This is a genomic window from Burkholderia sp. PAMC 26561, from assembly GCF_001557535.2.
Taxonomy (GTDB): Bacteria; Pseudomonadota; Gammaproteobacteria; order Burkholderiales; family Burkholderiaceae; genus Caballeronia.
Map to the genome: position 1 here is coordinate 3,264,786 of NZ_CP014306.1, position 16,284 is coordinate 3,281,069.

Consider the following 16,284-nt stretch of genomic DNA (forward strand, 5'->3'; position numbering starts at 1 on the left):
ATCACAAGTAAGTGATTAGAAGATACCCATCCGCCCGAAACGCCGGTATCAGACATGTCCGAATCTTGAAATAGCGCGCCAAGCCTTGCAGCACTAACCTGACGACGAAATTATGAGTCTCGCATTGTCAACTGTCCTGTCGGCTAACGTCATCAGGTCAGCGACGTATCGACGAGCCTGCGTTCGGACTCCAGATATTCCTTGGACTGCATCTCCGTGATCCGCGAGACCGTGCGCGCAAATTCGTTCGCCATCGGACCTTCCACATACAACTCTTCGGCTGGCACTTCAGCCGACATCAGGAGCTTCACCTTGTGGTCATAGAACACATCGATCAGCCAGGTAAAGCGGCGCGCCTCCGACGCATTGCGCGGCGACATCTTCGGGACTTCGGACAGGATGACCGCGTGAAAACGGCTCGCCAGTTCGAGGTAGTCGTTCTGCGATCGCGGGCCGCCGCAGAGCGTGGCGAAGTCGAACCAGACAACGCCATCGGCTTTGCGCAACGCCTTCAGTTCACGCTTCTCGATACGCAGGATCGGGCTTTCGTCGGGCACGGCGGCGAGCTTCGCAAAGTCGGCGCGCAGCGCCTGGTCAGCGGCCGCACCGAGCGGCGTATGGTAGGCCTTCACTTGCGACAACGTGCGCTTGCGATAATCCGTGCCGGCATCGACGTTGATCACGTCGAGCTTCGACTTGATCAGCTCGATGGCAGGCAGCAACCGGTCACGATGCAAACCATCGGGATACAACAAATCCGGGTCATAGTTCGACGTCATCACGAACTGCACGCCCGCGCCAAACAAACGGTCGAGCAGGCGATACAGGATCATGGCATCGGCGATATCGGAGACGTGAAACTCGTCAAAGCAGATCAGCCTGTACCGCTTGGCTACGCGCCGCGCGAGTTCATCGAGCGGATCGGCCGTGCCCTTCAGTTCTTCCAGTTCGCGATGCACCTCGCGCATGAACTCGTGAAAATGAAGACGCGTCTTGCGCTGCACCGGCACGACCGCAAAGAAGCTGTCCATCAAAAAGCTCTTGCCGCGCCCCACGCCGCCCCACATGTACACGCCGCGCGGCAAGTCCGGGCGCGAGATCAGCTTCTTGAACGCGTTAGAACGGCGCGCCTTGTACGCGACCCATTCGTCGTAGCAGCGCTGCAGACGTTCGACCGCCGCGAGTTGCGCGGCATCCGACTGATAACCCCGCGTCTCTAGTTCGTGTTCGTAGTATTCGGTGACGTTCATGGTGCGCGGTTTCAAGACCAGGGAGACTGAAGACGACGGACAAAACAAAGGCGAGCGGGATAACTCCCGCCCGCCTTCGTCATGCTGCTCAAACCTGCTGCAATTACATGTTGAGCGCGCGCTTGTCGACGGCGAGCGCGGCTTCGCGCATCACTTCCGACAACGACGGATGCGGATGGCAGATCCGGCCGATATCTTCCGATGCCGCCTTGAACTCCATCGCCACCACCGCTTCGGCAATCAGGTCCGACGCATTTGCCGCGATGATGTGGCAACCGAGCAATTCGTCGGTCTTGGCGTCGGCGATCATCTTCACGAAACCGTCCGCCTTGCCAATGCCGAGTGCGCGGCCATTGGCCATCATCGGGAACTGGCCGGTCTTGATCTCGCGGCCTTCAGCCTTCAGTTGCTGCTCCGTCTTGCCGACCCACGCAATTTCCGGTTCGGTGTAGATCACCCACGGAATGCAGTTGTAGTCGATATGCGGCTTCTGACCGTCGATGATCTCGGCCACCAGCACGCCTTCGTCTTCCGCCTTGTGCGCGAGCATCGGGCCTCGCACCACGTCGCCGATTGCGTACACGTTCGGCACGCTCGTCGCGCAGTGGTCATCGACGGGAACAAAACCGCGTTCGTCCGTCTTGAGGCCGATTGCTTCCAGGCCGAGATTGTCCGTATTCGGCACGCGGCCGATCGACACGATCAAACGGTCGGCGTCGAGCGTTTGCGCGTTGCCGTCCTTGTCCGTGTACGCCACCGAGACGCTCGAATCCGTCGTCTTCACTTCGCCGATCTTCACGCCGAGATGAATGTCAAGACCTTGCTTCTTGAACTGCTTCGCGGCTTCTTTCGAAAGCGATTCGTCGCATGCGCCGAGGAACGCGGGCAACGCTTCGAGCACCGTCACGCTGGCACCCAGGCGACGCCACACCGAACCCAGTTCCAGACCGATCACGCCGGCGCCGATCACGGCCAGCTTCTTTGGCACCGAATCAAATGTCAGCGCGCCTTCGTTGTCCGACACGATCTTGTTGTCGACCGGAATGGCCGGCAGGTGACGCGCCTTCGAACCCGTCGCGATGATCACGTTCTTCGCCGTCACGGTTTCGGTTTCCGCTTCGCCACTCACTTCGATCTGCACGCCGGCGTCCGTCTTGCCGGTGAACTTGCCGTGACCCTTGAGCCACGTGATCTTGTTCTTGCGGAACAGGAATTCGATCCCCTTCGTCATCTTCTCGACAATGCCGTCCTTGCGGGCAAGCATCTTCGAGATATCGAGCTTCACGTCGCCCACGTTGATACCGTGATCGCCAAGATGATGCGAGACGTTTTCAAACTCTTCCGACGAAGCCAGCAGCGCCTTCGACGGGATGCAACCCACATTCAGACACGTGCCGCCGAGCTTCAGGGTACCCGCCGGGTTCTTCCAGCTTTCAATACATGCAACCGACTTGCCGAGTTGCGCCGCGCGAATCGCCGCGATGTAACCGCCAGGGCCTGCACCAATCACGACGACATCAAATTCTTTGGACATGACTATCCTTCTCTTGTTGGATACATGGCGCGCCCGAGCCTATCGAGCGTGCCACGAGTCCTAAATAAGGTCTTAATGCTGGATTAAAAGAGCAACTGCGAGGGCACCGCAGGGATCACAGGTCCAGCAGCAAGCGAGCCGGATCTTCCAGTGCATCCTTCATCGCAACCAGCGACAACACCGCTTCACGACCGTCGATGATCCGGTGATCGTAGGACAACGCCAGGTAGTTCATCGGGCGGATCACGATCTGGCCGTTCTCGACCACGGCGCGTTCCTTCGTTGCGTGCACGCCCAGAATGGCCGATTGCGGCGGGTTGATAATTGGCGTCGACAACATGGAGCCGAACACGCCGCCGTTCGAAATCGAGAACGTGCCGCCCGTCATTTCTTCGATCGACAGCTTGCCGTCGCGTGCCTTAGCACCGAACTCGGCGATCTTCTTCTCGATCTCGGCCAGGCTCAGTTGATCGGCGTTGCGCAGGATCGGCACCACCAGGCCACGCGGCGAACCGACCGCGATACCGATATCGAAGTAACCGTGATAGACGATGTCATTACCGTCGATCGACGCATTCACCAGCGGGAACTTCTTGAGCGCATGAACGGCGGCCTTCACGAAAAACGACATGAAGCCGAGCTTCACGCCATGTTCCTTCTCGAAGCGGTCCTTGTACTTGTTGCGCAGGTCCATCACCGGCGCCATGTTCACTTCGTTGAACGTGGTCAGGATGGCGTTGGTCTGCTGCGACTCGAGCAGACGCTCGGCAATCCGTGCGCGCAGACGCGACATCGGCACGCGCTGTTCCGGACGGTCCTTCAACCACTGGTCGGCACCCGGCGCCTTCACGTCCGGCAGGGACGGCTTGGCGGCAGCCGGAGCCTTCGCGGCCGGCGCTTTTGCAGCCGGCGCGGACGCAGCGGCAACGGCCGGCGCGCCTTGCGTGGCAGCCAGTGCATCGCCCTTCGTGACACGGCCATCGCGGCCCGAACCCGATACCTGGTCGCTCGCAATGTTCTTCTCAGCCAGGATCTTGGCGGCCGAAGGCGACGCCGACGTGTTCGTGGCCGAAGCGCTCGCCACAGCGGGCGCAGCTTCCTGTTGCGGTTGCGGAGCCGGAGCTGGCTTCACTTCCGCGTCGCCTGCGGCGGCTGCAACCGGTGCTTCGCCGGCCTTGGCTTCCGTATCGATCATCGCGATCACTTCTTCCGCGGCGACCACATCGCCGTCATGCTTGATGACTTGCGCGAGCACGCCCGCAGCCGGTGCCGGCACTTCCAGCACGACCTTGTCCGTTTCGATTTCGATGAGGATTTCGTCGATGGCAACTGCCTCGCCCGGCTTCTTCTTCCACGACAGCATGGTGCCTTCCGACACGGACTCAGAAAGCTGGGGAACCTTGACTTCTACGATAGACATTATGTTTTTTCCTGAATGTATCTGGGTGCGGCGCGTGACCAATGGGTTCGACGCCGTTAATTCTTGGGATTTCCAGAGCGTGTGAATGCAGCGCGCATCTAACTTACGGCGAGCGCTGCTTGTGCATTCCACGTTCCGAATCGACTCACAGCGAATCACAGGACAGCGCATGAACAACCGGGGAGCCGTTTTAAGGACGCTCCCCGGTCAGAACCGCTTACTTCGAGATCGTCTGCGCGCCCTTCAACCGGCCAAACGCGCCTTCGATCAGCGCCTTCAGTTGCTCGTAGTGCTTCGCGTAATAGCCGACTGCCGGGGATGCCGATGCCGGACGGCCGCTGTAAGCCAGCTTCTGTCCTTCACGCATGCCTTCACGCAGATGGTGCTCGACGTAGAACCAGGCGCCCTGGTTCTGCGGCTCGTCCTGTACCCAGACCACTTCCGTCGCGTGTTCGTATTTCTTGATTTCCGCGTCGAACTGCTTGTGGGCAAACGGATACAACTGCTCGATACGAACGATGGCGATATCGTTCGCCTTCGCTTCGCGGCGATGGGCGATCAGGTCGTAATAAACACGGCCGGAACACACGATCACGCGCTTGACCTTCTTCGGCTCGATCGCAGCATCCGTTTCGCCGATGATCGGCTGGAACGAACCCTTCGCCAGCTCCGACAGGTCCGACACTGCTTCCTTGTGGCGCAGCAGCGACTTCGGCGTGGCGACGATCAGCGGCTTCCTGAACAATCGGATCATCTGGCGGCGCAACAGATGGAAAATCTGCGCCGGCGTGGTCGGCTGGACCACTTGCATGTTGTGATCCGCGCAAAGCTGCAGGAATCGTTCAATACGCGCCGACGAGTGCTCCGGACCCTGGCCTTCATAGCCATGCGGCAAGAGCATGGTGAGACCTGAAACACGGCCCCACTTCACTTCGCCCGACGAGATGAACTGGTCGATCACAACCTGCGCGCCGTTCACAAAGTCACCGAATTGCGCTTCCCATGCAACCAGCGTGTTCGGCTCTGCAGTGGAATAGCCGTACTCGAAACCGAGCACTGCTTCTTCCGACAACACCGAGTCGATCACCGTGAACTTCGCCTGACCATCGGCGATGTTCTGCAGCGGAATATACGTGCCGTCGTTCCAGCGTTCGCGGTTTTGATCGTGCAGAACAGCGTGACGATGCGTGAACGTGCCCCGGCCCGAATCCTGGCCCGTCAAACGCACGGCATAGCCCGATGCCACCAGCGACGCATACGCGAGATGCTCGCCCATGCCCCAGTCCAGCTTCGCTTCGCCACGGCCCATTGCACGGCGGTCGTTGATCACGCGCTCGACCAGCGGATGCACCTTAAAGTTTTCCGGGATCGTGGTGATACGCTCCGCCAGACGCTTCAGTTCAGCGAGCGGCACGGCAGTGTCGGCTGCATCGGTCCACTTGCGGTTCAGGAACGGAACCCAGTCCACCGCGTACTTGCTCTTGTAGTTCGAGAGCACCGGATCGACCGTGTGATGGCCGTCATCCATTGCCTGGCGATACGCCTTCACGTAACCATCGGCGTCTTCCGCCGTGATCACGCCTTGCTGCACGAGCTTTTCAGCGTACAGCGCGCGCGTGCCCGGATGCTTCGCAATCGTCTTGTACATCAGCGGCTGCGTGACCGCCGGCGTGTCCTGCTCGTTGTGACCCAGCTTGCGGAAGCAGATGATGTCGACAACCACGTCCTTGTGGAACTGCATGCGGTAGTCGATAGCGAGTTGCGTACACAGCACGACCGCTTCCGGATCGTCGCCGTTCACGTGCAGCACCGGCGCTTCGATCATCTTCGCCACGTCCGAGCAATACAGCGTCGAGCGCGCATCGCGCGGGTCCGACGTCGTGAAGCCGATCTGGTTGTTGATGACGATATGCAGCGTGCCGTGCGTGCCGTAACCACGCGTTTGCGCGAGGTTCAGCGTTTCCATGACCACGCCCTGACCAGCAAACGCCGCGTCACCGTGAATCTGGACCGGCAGCACTTGCAGGCCGTCGACGTCGCCGCGACGATCCATACGCGCCTTCGCCGAACCTTCGACCACAGGGTTCACGATTTCGAGGTGCGAAGGGTTGAATGCGAGCGAGAGGTGGACTGGGCCGCCGTCGGTCGAAACGTCCGACGAAAAACCCTTGTGATACTTCACGTCGCCGGCCGGCAGGTCATCGACGTGCTTGCCTTCGAATTCGGCGAAAAGATCGGCCGGCATCTTGCCAAGCGTGTTCACCAGGACGTTCAAGCGTCCACGGTGAGCCATGCCGATGATGATTTCCTGCACGCCTGCAGCGCCCGCGTGACGCACGACTTCGTCCATGGACGCGATAAAGCTTTCGCCGCCTTCCAGCGAGAAGCGCTTCTGTCCGACATACTTGGTGTGCAGGAAACGCTCGAGCCCTTCCGACGCCGTCAGGCGCTGGAGGATGTGCTTTTTCTTGTCGGCGGAAAAATTCGGAGTCGAACGGATCGATTCGAGCCGCTCCTTCCACCAGCGCTTCTGTTCCGGGTCGCTGATGTACATGAACTCGGCGCCAATCGTGCCGCAGTACGTATCGCGCAACGCCTTGACGATTTCACGCAACGACGCCTGCTCGAGCCCGAAATACAGGTTCTGCGCATGGAACGTCTGGTCCATGTCGGCTTCTGTGAAGTCGTAGAAAGCGGGTTCGAGCTCGGGAATGGCCGGGCGCTCGCGGCGCTTCAGTGGATCGAGGTTGGCCCATTGGGAGCCGAGGAAGCGGTAAGCACCGATCAGCGACTGAACGAAGACCTGCTTACGAGCTGTCGCCAGATCAGCACTGCTCTCGCGCGGCACAAAGCCGTTCGATTTCGCGCGCTGAGCGAACGACTCCACGATCGGGCCGTGGGCCACGTCGTTGTGATTCGACCCATCCGATGCGGGCACGTTTTGCAACGCATCGAAATAGGTACGCCAGGTCTCGGGCACTGACGCGGGATTATCGAGATATGCCTCGTACTGTTCTTCGACATACGGGGCATTACCGCCGAACAAATAGGAGTTCAGCTGGGATTGCTTCATCATTTTTACGCTCACCTTTCTTCGAGTTTCTCGAGAAATAGCGGGTTACTCAACCTTCCGCAACACGGCCTGACCGTTTAGCGGATTGCGCGAATCAAGTCTGCTTGGAAGGACCTAAAACTGGCAATGCATCCGCTAGCATAGCACATATCATTAATTCGACGCGCCGATGGTCGCGCCCGGAAAGCTTGTCCGGCGGGCTTTCGAGGACCTTTCGCGAATAAGGGACACATGTCAATGGAAGTTGCGGCGCAAGAAAAAAGCCACCCAAGGGTGGCTTTTTTCTTCGCACGTCAACGGACTGGATCAGTCCACTGCGCCCTTGCGGCTGGCGCTGCGACGCTCGTGTTCCTTCAGGTAGCGCTTGCGCAGACGGATGGATTGCGGCGTGACTTCGACCAGTTCGTCGTCATCGATGAATTCAACCGCGTATTCCAGCGACATCTGGATCGGCGGCACGAGGCGCACCGCTTCGTCCGTTCCCGACGAACGCACGTTGGTCAGTTGCTTGCCCTTGATCGGGTTCACAACCAGATCGTTGTCACGGCTATGAATGCCGATGATCATGCCTTCATAAAGCGCATCACCCGGCGAAACGAACATGCGGCCGCGATCCTGCAACTTCCACAATGCGTAGGCGACAGCAGCACCGTCGTCCTGCGAAATCAGCACGCCGTTACGACGCTCGCCAACACCGCCTTCCTTCACCGGCTGATACGAATCGAACGTGTGGCTCATCAGGCCAGTGCCGCGCGTGAGCGTCAGGAATTCCGACTGGAAGCCGATCAGGCCGCGTGCCGAGATACGGTACTCAAGACGCGTACGGCCACGGCCGTCCGACGCCATATCGAGCATTTCGCCCTTGCGACGGCCCAGCTCTTCCATCACGCCGCCCTGGTTTGCGTCTTCCATGTCGACGGTCAGGTTTTCATACGGCTCATGCTTCACGCCGTCGACTTCCGTCATCACCACGCGCGGACGCGACACGGCGAGCTCATAGCCTTCACGACGCATGTTTTCCACGAGAATGGTCAGGTGCAGTTCGCCACGGCCCATCACTTCGAACGTGGTTTCGTCACCGGTTTCATTCACACGCAGTGCGACGTTGTGGTTCAGTTCCTTCATCAGGCGGTCGCGGATCTGACGGCTCGTGACGAACTTGCCTTCGCGACCGGCCAGCGGTGACGAGTTCACCAGGAAGTTCATGGTCAGCGTGGGTTCGTCCACGGTAATCATGGGCAACGCTTCCGGGGTATCCACGGCGCAAATGGTCACGCCGATGCCGATTTCTTCAATACCGTTGATCAGCACGATGTCGCCGGCTTCAGCCTCTTCAACCTGGACGCGCTCCAAGCCCTTGAACGACAGGACCTGATTGATCTTGCGGTTCAGGATTGGGCCGTCAGCACCCGTGCGCACGGCGACAGCCATGCCCGGCTTGATGCGCCCGCGCGTGATCCGGCCAATGCCGATACGGCCGACATACGACGAAAAGTCGAGCGAGGTGATCTGGAGTTGCAGCGGCGCGTCCGGATCCGCCGGGCGAACCGGAACGTGTTCCAGCACGGCGTCGAACAGCGGACGCATGTCGCCTTCGCGCACGTCCGGGTTCAGTCCGGCATAACCATTCAGGCCCGACGCGTAGACGATCGGGAAATCGAGTTGTTCTTCCGTGGCGCCCAGCTTGTCGAACAGGTCGAACGTCTGGTTGATCACCCAGTCGATCCGCGCGCCCGGCCGGTCGACCTTGTTGATCACAACGATAGGCTTGAGGCCGAGCGCCAGCGCCTTCTTTGTCACGAAGCGCGTTTGCGGCATCGGACCTTCGACGGCGTCGACCAGCAACAACACTGAGTCGACCATGGACAGCACGCGTTCGACTTCACCGCCGAAGTCGGCGTGTCCCGGCGTGTCCACGATATTGATGTGCGTGCCTTCGTACTCGACCGCGCAGTTCTTCGAAAGGATCGTGATGCCACGTTCCTTTTCGATGTCGTTCGAGTCCATCACGCGCTCGACCACAGCCTGGTTCTCTCGGAACGTGGCGGTCTGGCGGAGCAATTGGTCGACGAGCGTGGTCTTGCCGTGGTCGACGTGGGCAATGATGGCAATGTTGCGAAGGGCGCGGGTCATAGGAGCTTGAGGAGCTTGTACAGATAGTTGAGCGCCGTGGGTGCAAGCTAGCTATTAGCCGTGGAACGAACCTGAAGACAAATCCACTTCCCCGCACTCGGCGCGATGGGAACCCAAGATTGTAGCACGGCGGCGTGTCCTCTTCCGCCCTGTTAAGCAATAGGACGAAACCCGGAAGCCTTTTCCCCTCGTTTTCCTATTTCGGGACAGCCGAAAATCGCCGTCAAGTCCCGCTGTCAGGCCCCTGGCGAGCGCAATCAAATCTCAAAATAACAACAGTCGGCATCTCACAAGCGCATTAGGAGGAATCTGAAAGTACTTGCCGCGTCAACGAAACGCCTCCTATAATCTTGCATAGTCAATTATTGCAAGCGCACGAGTATCCATGAGCGACGTCCATCAGCCGGTTCCAGAAATTGCCAATTACGTACTTTGCGAGAGCGTCGGCTACCTGCTAAGCCGGGTTCGCTCGACGCTCTGGAACAACGTGACGCAGCTCACCATGGCTGACCTCGGCATCACCAGCACCCAAGCCAGCATCATGTTCATGCTTGCGAGCGGCCGCAATCTGGCCGCAGCGGACCTTGCGCGCGAATATGGCATTGATGCAAGCGCGGTTACACGCCTGATCGACCGGCTGGAGAAGCGCGGACTGATCACGCGCGTGCGCAGCGAGGAAGACAGGCGGGTCGTGCGACTCGCACTGACGCCTGAAGGCCGCGAACTCGCGGGGCAGATACCGGCTATTTTCACGAAAGTGCTGGACAAGCTTCTCGGCGGTTTCACTCCCGAGGAAGTCGGTTTTCTGAAAAGCATGTTGCGCCGGATCCTGCTCAATTCGGGCGATCCTGCCGCCATCGCACTGATCAGCGGATACGAAAGCTCAACGCCGAAAGCATCCTCCTGACCAAGCGAGCGTGTTCTCCTGAATCCGGGTTCCTATCTTGACGACGCACATCGGCGACCGCCCTTTCCGGGTAATAAAACTGAAAGAAATGGTTGCTGCGTCCATCTTTACATATCATCTCTGAGAGTCGAGCGATGAAACTCCCTTATTCGTCCGCGCCTGTCTTCGCGGCGTCTACGATAACAATGAAACGCAGCGCGCTGGCCGCAGCCGTGTTCGTGCTCGCGGGTTGTGCCAATTACGCCGGCATCAGCAGCGACAAGCAGATCACCGCGCCACAGAACGACGCACTGCAGGCCACGCAAAGCGTGCCGTCGCAAGGCGGCCAGTGGCCGTCGCTCGACTGGGCGAAGCAATTCGGCGATCCGCAATTGCCTCAGCTCATCGACGAAGCGCTGGCGGGCAATCCATCGATCGCGCAGGCGCAAGCCCGGATCGCGAAGGCATCGTCCTATATAGAAAGCTCACGTGCGGGCCTTTTCCCGAAAGTGAACGGCTCGTATTCGTGGAGTCGCGAGCTCTATTCGGCAAACGGGCTGTACCCGCCTCCGTACGGCGGCAGCTGGTATAGCGAGAACAATGCGCTCGTGAGCGCTTCGTGGGACCTGGACCTGTGGGGCAAGAACCGCTCGCGGCTGAATCAGGCGGTGTCGCAGCAGAAGGCCGCCGAGGCCGACATGCAGCAAGCCCGCGTGACGCTGGCGGCATCGGTTGCGCAGACGTATAACCAGCTCGCACTGCTCTATGCCCTGCGCGACGTTGCACAGCGCGAGATCGCAAACCGCTCCGACGTAGGCCGGATCACGAACGGCCGCGTGAGCGCCGGACTCGATACCAACGTCGAAATCCGCACGGCCGAAGGCAATATTGCGACGAGCCAGACGAACCTGTCCGAGCTCGACGGCCAGATCACGACCACGCGCTATCAGCTCGGCGCGCTGCTCGGCCAGGGCCCGGATCGCGGCTTGAAAATTGCGAACCCGGTGCTGAACTCGAAGATCGAAGTCGCGCTGCCGGACAACGTGCCGGCCGACCTGATCGCGCGCCGGCCGGATATTGTCGCGGCGCGCTGGCAGGTGGAAGCGGCGACATCGGATGTAAAGGAAGCCAAGGCCGAGTTTTTCCCCGACATCAATCTGTCGGTGGCAGCGGGCTTCGATGCCTTTGGCTGGGGCCGCTTCTTCACTTCGAGCAGCCGTCAGTTCAACGCAGGGCCGGCCATCCATTTGCCGATCTTCGACGCCGGCGCGCTGCGCGCGCAGTTGAAGGGCCGTTACGCGGACTTCGATCTCGACGTCGCGAACTACAACCAGACGCTGATCAATGCGCTGAACGATGTGGCGACGCAGATCGCATCGATTCGCTCGGTCGATCAGCAAACGAGCGATGCCACGCGCGCCCTCGACGCTTCCTCGCACGCCTACCAGCTCGCCGTGATCCGGTACAAGGCCGGCTTGTCGCCACAACTGCAGGTGCTCACCGCCGACCAGAACCGGTTGTCGAACGAGCAAACCGTGACGAACCTGCGGATGAGGCGCCGCGATCTCCAGATCGGCCTGATCAAGGCGCTGGGCGGAGGTTTCGATGCCGCCGACACCAACCTTGCCATCGACGGGCAAACGTCGAAAACCGCATCGGTCGCGGCGAAGACCGCCGACTGAATCAAACCAAATCGAATCGATTAGCAGCAACTCGAGACAGGGAATACGGAGCCATTCATGAGCGACTCTCAACAAAACGCCGCAGCAGCACCGGCGCCTAAAACCAGCAACACCAAGCGCCGCGTGCTGATGTCGCTGATCGTGCTGGTCGTGATCATCGCAGCCGTTGCATACGGGCTGTACTACTTCCTCGTTGCGCGTTTTCACGAAAGCACCGACGACGCTTATGTCAACGGCAACATCGTGCAGATCACGCCGCAAGTGGTCGGCACGGTGATCTCGGTGAATGCCGACGACACGCAAACCGTGAAGATGGGCGATCCGCTCGTCGTACTCGATCCGGCGGATTCGAAAGTCGCGCTCGATCAGGCCGAAGCGAATCTTGCGCAGACGGTGCGCCAGGTCCGCACGCTGTTCGTCAACGACAATCAATACCAGGCGCAAGTCGCGCTGCGTCAGTCGGATTTGTCGCGCGCCCAGGATGACCTGCGCCGCCGCTTGACGATTGCGCAGACCGGCGCGATCTCGGGCGAGGAAATCTCCCACGCGCGTGACGCCGTGCGCGGCGCGCAGGCTTCGCTGAATGCGGCGCAGCAGGAGTTGCAGGCGAACCGTTCGCTGACTTCGAACACGACCATCGCAAATCATCCGAACGTGCTGTCGGCCGCCGCCAAGGTCCGCGATTCGTACATCAACTTTGCGCGCAACACCATGCCCGCGCCGGTGACGGGTTATGTCGCGAAGCGTTCGGTGCAGGTCGGCCAGCGCGTGTCGCCGGGCAATCCGCTGATGGCGATCGTGCCGCTGAATGGCGTATGGATCGATGCCAATTTCAAGGAAGTGCAGCTCACGCATATGCGCATCGGACAGCCGGTTGAACTCACGGCTGACGTGTACGGATCAGGGGTCGTGTTCCACGGCAAGGTGATCGGCTTCTCCGCCGGAACGGGCTCCGCGTTCTCGCTCTTGCCGGCGCAAAACGCGACTGGCAACTGGATCAAGGTCGTGCAGCGCCTGCCGGTCCGTATCGCGCTCGACCCGCAGGAACTTGAAAAGCATCCGCTGCGCATCGGTTTGTCGATGAACGTGGACGTGACGATCAAGGACGAGAACGGCGGCCAGCTTGGCACGGCGCCGAACACCGTGTACCAGACTGATGTGTTCGCCAAGTACGGCGATCAGGCCGACGCTGAAATCGCGCGCATCATCGCCGCGAACGAAGGCACGTCGGGGCCGGGTACGGGCGGCGGCTCGCAGAAGACATCGAAGGAAAACGTTCAGTCCGCGACCAGGCAAGACCTCGCGAAGCTGATGTAAGCGCTCTTCAAAGTTTTCCGGAACCGTTCTTATGTCTCAACCCAACGCCGTTCATCCGCCGCTGCAAGGCGCGAAACTCGTGATCGGGACGATCGCGGTGTCGCTCGCGGTGTTCATGAACGTGCTCGATACATCGATCGCAAACGTCTCCATCCCGTCGATATCGGGTGACCTCGGGGTATCGTCGGATCAGGGCACGTGGGTGATCACGTCGTTCGCGGTCGCCAACGCGATCTCCGTGCCGCTCACCGGCTGGCTCACCCAGCGCTTCGGGCAAGTGCGCTTGTTCATGACGTCGATCGTGCTGTTCGTGATTGCGTCGTGGCTCTGCGGGCTCGCGCCCACCCTGCCCTTCCTGCTCGCCGCCCGCGTGCTGCAAGGCGCGGTCGCCGGCCCGATGATCCCGCTTTCCCAAACCTTGCTGCTCGCCAGTTACCCGCGAGCAAAGGCGCCCATGGCGCTTTCCATGTGGTCGATGACCACGCTGATTGCGCCTGTTGCCGGCCCGATCCTGGGCGGCTGGATCTCCGACAACATCTCGTGGCCGTGGATTTTCTACGTCAACATTCCGGTGGGCATCGTTGCCGCGATCGCCACGTTTGCGATCTTCCGGGAACGCGATTCGGTGATCCGCAAGGCGCCTATCGATACGGTGGGTTTAAGCCTGCTCGTGATCTGGGTCGGTTCGCTGCAGGTCATGCTCGACAAAGGCAAGGACCTCGACTGGTTCAATTCCACTACCATCGTGGTGCTGACATTGATCGCGGTCATCGCGCTGGCGTTCTTCATTGTGTGGGAACTGACCGAGGAACATCCGGTCGTCGATCTTTCGCTCTTCAAGCTGCGCAATTTCACGGGCGGCACGATCGCGCTGGCGATTGGCTATGGGCTGTACTTCGGCAACCTCGTGTTGTTGCCGCTGTGGTTGCAAACCGATATTGGCTACACCGCTACCGACGCCGGCCTGGTCCTCGCGCCAGTCGGGTTGTTCGCGGTCCTGCTCTCGCCCGTGGTCGGGAAGTTCCTGCCACGTATCGATCCGCGCAAGATCGCAACGGGCGCCTTTCTTGTGTTCGCGCTGGTGTTCTGGATGCGCTCGCGCTACACCACGGGCGTCGATACGTTCACGCTGATGCTGCCCACGGTGATTCAGGGCATCGGCATGGCGGGGTTCTTTATTCCGCTGGTCTCGATCACGTTGTCGGGCTTGCCAGGCAACCGGATTCCAGCGGCGTCGGGGTTATCGAACTTCGTGCGGATCATGTGCGGCGGCATCGGGACATCGATATTCTCGACAGCATGGGATCACCGGTCGAACGTGCACCACGCGCAGCTTGTCGAGCAGGCCAACCTGTACAACCCGAACTTCAACGCGTCCATGCAGCAGTTCGGCGCGGCCGGGTTCAGCAAGGAACAAGGGTATGGGCTGTTCAACAGCATGGCGACCCAGCAGGCCGCGCAACTGGGCGTGAACGATCTGTTCTATATATCGGCGGCGATTTTTGTCGCGTTGATTGCGCTGATCTGGATCACCAAACCCGAGCGCTCGGGCGGCGGGGATTCGGCCGCGGCGGCTTCGGCGGCGCATTAAAACCGGTTCGACTCATGTGAAAAAGCCACGGCATGCCGTGGCTTTTTTTATCCCGCCGATACCACCAGCCGTTCCGGCGCCAGCACCCCCTCGCCGGCTCGGGCCACGCCCAGCAGACGGTGTTCGTCGCGCGAATAAACACGCACGCGATCCGCATCCGCCGGCGCGTCGCTGATGTCCGCGAGCTTGAGCCGCTGACCTTGCGTGAAGCGGCGGCTGGCATCGGCGTCGAGAAGAACGGCCGGAAATGTCGACAGCAGCGCATCGACCGGTTGCAGCCAGCGATCGCGTTCTTCGGGCGTTGCCTCCGAAAGCGTATCCAGCGTCACCGCGTTTTCGAGCGTCAACGTGCCCACACCCGTGCGCCGCAGCGCCACCAGATGCGCCCCGCACCCAAGCTTCTCACCGATATCCTCAGCAAGCGTGCGTACATACGTGCCCTTGCTGCACGTCACGCGAAACGTCACGTTCGGCAACGCGCACGCGATCATCTCCAGCGCGAGGATGGTCACGTTGCGCGCTTCGCGCTCGACGGTTTGCCCCGCCCGCGCGTATTCGTACAAAGGCTTGCCGTCGCGTTTGAGCGCTGAATACATCGGCGGAATTTGCGTGATGTCGCCGCGGAAACCGGTCATTGCCGCATGGATCGCGGCTTCGTCGCAGGTGACCTCGCGCGTTTCCAGCGCCTCGCCTTCCGCGTCGCCCGTGATCGTGCGAACGCCGAGGCGCATGGTGGCTTCGTAGGTTTTATCGGCTTCGAGCAAATCCTGCGAAAACTTCGTCGCCTCGCCAAAGCACAGCGGCAACAAACCGGTCGCGAGCGGATCGAGCGTGCCGGTATGCCCGGCTTTTTTCGCCAGATAAATTCGCTTGGCGCGAACCAGCGCGTCGTTGCTGGAAAGGCCGAGGGGTTTATCGAGCAGCAACACGCCGTCGAGCAGACGACGCGGGATCTTCGGACGAGCGGAACCGTTCATCGATCAAGCGCCCTTTTCGTCTTGCTCAGGCTCTTCGTCGTCCTTGGCGCGTGTGGAATTCGCTTCGTCGATCAGCTTCGACATTTCCACCGCGCGCACGACGGTCTGGTCGTAGTGGAAATGCAACGTCGGCACCGTATGGATATGCAGGCGCTTGAACAGCAGGTTGTGCAAATGGCCCGCTGCGTGATTCAGGCCAGCTTCGGTTTCCTTCGGGTCACCGGTCAGCGTCGTGAAATACACCTTTGCATGCGCGTAGTCGGGCGTCAGCTCGACGCTCTGAAACGTCACCATGCCGATGCGCGGGTCCTTCACGTCACGCACCAATTCTGCGAGATCGCGCTGGATTTGATCCGCAATCTGCACGTTGCGGTTAGGGGAAGTACGTTTCTTGGCCATGATATTTCCGATAATGTGTGTA

11 protein-coding genes are annotated in these 16,284 nt (G+C 60.3%); 4 read left to right on the forward strand and 7 right to left on the reverse strand.

Translation table 11 applies throughout. The features are described from left to right. Window positions 1–152: 152 nt before the first annotated feature. The 5 genes from zapE to typA form a co-directional block, all read right to left on the reverse strand. Window positions 153–1,250, reverse strand: a complete 1,098-nt coding sequence (gene zapE / locus AXG89_RS14970) for a cell division protein ZapE (RefSeq protein ID WP_062000890.1) — start codon at window positions 1,248–1,250, stop codon at window positions 153–155. Window positions 1,251–1,353: 103 nt separating this feature from the next. After that, window positions 1,354–2,784 carry a dihydrolipoyl dehydrogenase gene (lpdA, locus tag AXG89_RS14975; protein WP_061999630.1) on the reverse strand — a complete coding sequence of 477 codons (1,431 nt, stop codon included), beginning with the start codon at window positions 2,782–2,784 and terminating at the stop codon, window positions 1,354–1,356. Window positions 2,785–2,899: 115 nt separating this feature from the next. Then, window positions 2,900–4,204 carry a 2-oxoglutarate dehydrogenase complex dihydrolipoyllysine-residue succinyltransferase gene (odhB, locus tag AXG89_RS14980; RefSeq protein WP_061999631.1) on the reverse strand — a complete coding sequence of 435 codons (1,305 nt, stop codon included), beginning with the start codon at window positions 4,202–4,204 and terminating at the stop codon, window positions 2,900–2,902. Between the two features lie 217 nt (window positions 4,205–4,421). Beyond that, window positions 4,422–7,280 (reverse strand): 2-oxoglutarate dehydrogenase E1 component, encoded by a 2,859-nt coding sequence (locus AXG89_RS14985; protein ID WP_061999632.1) that lies wholly within the window; start codon window positions 7,278–7,280, stop codon window positions 4,422–4,424. Between the two features lie 303 nt (window positions 7,281–7,583). Next, a complete protein-coding gene (typA, locus tag AXG89_RS14990) occupies window positions 7,584–9,410 on the reverse strand; it encodes a translational GTPase TypA (protein WP_061999633.1) in 1,827 nt (608 codons plus the stop codon). Between the two features lie 385 nt (window positions 9,411–9,795). Between typA and AXG89_RS14995 the strand changes: the two genes are divergently transcribed. The 4 genes from AXG89_RS14995 to AXG89_RS15010 all read left to right on the forward strand — a co-directional run bounded on the left by AXG89_RS14995 (window position 9,796) and on the right by AXG89_RS15010 (window position 14,886). Next, window positions 9,796–10,317 (forward strand): MarR family winged helix-turn-helix transcriptional regulator, encoded by a 522-nt coding sequence (locus AXG89_RS14995; RefSeq protein WP_061999634.1) that lies wholly within the window; start codon window positions 9,796–9,798, stop codon window positions 10,315–10,317. A 134-nt stretch (window positions 10,318–10,451) separates the two neighbouring features. Next, window positions 10,452–11,978, forward strand: a complete 1,527-nt coding sequence (locus tag AXG89_RS15000; RefSeq protein ID WP_061999635.1) for an efflux transporter outer membrane subunit — start codon at window positions 10,452–10,454, stop codon at window positions 11,976–11,978. Between the two features lie 57 nt (window positions 11,979–12,035). Continuing rightward, on the forward strand, window positions 12,036–13,295 hold the full coding sequence (locus AXG89_RS15005; protein WP_062170067.1) for an EmrA/EmrK family multidrug efflux transporter periplasmic adaptor subunit: 1,260 nt from the start codon (window positions 12,036–12,038) through the stop codon (window positions 13,293–13,295). Between the two features lie 31 nt (window positions 13,296–13,326). Continuing rightward, entirely contained in the window at window positions 13,327–14,886 is a 1,560-nt protein-coding gene (locus AXG89_RS15010; protein ID WP_061999637.1) for a DHA2 family efflux MFS transporter permease subunit, read from the forward strand. Window positions 14,887–14,933: 47 nt separating this feature from the next. Here AXG89_RS15010 and truB read toward each other — a convergent pair whose 3' ends face one another. Further along, on the reverse strand, window positions 14,934–15,863 hold the full coding sequence (gene truB / locus AXG89_RS15015; RefSeq protein ID WP_062170068.1) for a tRNA pseudouridine(55) synthase TruB: 930 nt from the start codon (window positions 15,861–15,863) through the stop codon (window positions 14,934–14,936). A 3-nt stretch (window positions 15,864–15,866) separates the two neighbouring features. After that, window positions 15,867–16,262 carry a 30S ribosome-binding factor RbfA gene (rbfA, locus tag AXG89_RS15020; RefSeq protein ID WP_062000891.1) on the reverse strand — a complete coding sequence of 132 codons (396 nt, stop codon included), beginning with the start codon at window positions 16,260–16,262 and terminating at the stop codon, window positions 15,867–15,869. Window positions 16,263–16,284: the final 22 nt, after the last annotated feature.

What these genes read in the sequence shown, in the direction of transcription:
- AXG89_RS15000 (WP_061999635.1), top strand. Translation starts at nt 10,452, where the DNA reads ATGAAACTCCCTTATTCGTCCGCGCCTGTCTTCGCGGCGTCTACGATA.
- truB (WP_062170068.1), bottom strand. Translation starts at nt 15,863, where the DNA reads ATGAACGGTTCCGCTCGTCCGAAGATCCCGCGTCGTCTGCTCGACGGC.
- AXG89_RS15005 (WP_062170067.1), top strand. Translation starts at nt 12,036, where the DNA reads ATGAGCGACTCTCAACAAAACGCCGCAGCAGCACCGGCGCCTAAAACC.
- AXG89_RS15010 (WP_061999637.1), top strand. Translation starts at nt 13,327, where the DNA reads ATGTCTCAACCCAACGCCGTTCATCCGCCGCTGCAAGGCGCGAAACTC.
- lpdA (WP_061999630.1), bottom strand. Translation starts at nt 2,784, where the DNA reads ATGTCCAAAGAATTTGATGTCGTCGTGATTGGTGCAGGCCCTGGCGGT.
- typA (WP_061999633.1), bottom strand. Translation starts at nt 9,410, where the DNA reads ATGACCCGCGCCCTTCGCAACATTGCCATCATTGCCCACGTCGACCAC.
- AXG89_RS14985 (WP_061999632.1), bottom strand. Translation starts at nt 7,280, where the DNA reads ATGATGAAGCAATCCCAGCTGAACTCCTATTTGTTCGGCGGTAATGCC.
- rbfA (WP_062000891.1), bottom strand. Translation starts at nt 16,262, where the DNA reads ATGGCCAAGAAACGTACTTCCCCTAACCGCAACGTGCAGATTGCGGAT.
- AXG89_RS14995 (WP_061999634.1), top strand. Translation starts at nt 9,796, where the DNA reads ATGAGCGACGTCCATCAGCCGGTTCCAGAAATTGCCAATTACGTACTT.
- zapE (WP_062000890.1), bottom strand. Translation starts at nt 1,250, where the DNA reads ATGAACGTCACCGAATACTACGAACACGAACTAGAGACGCGGGGTTAT.
- odhB (WP_061999631.1), bottom strand. Translation starts at nt 4,204, where the DNA reads ATGTCTATCGTAGAAGTCAAGGTTCCCCAGCTTTCTGAGTCCGTGTCG.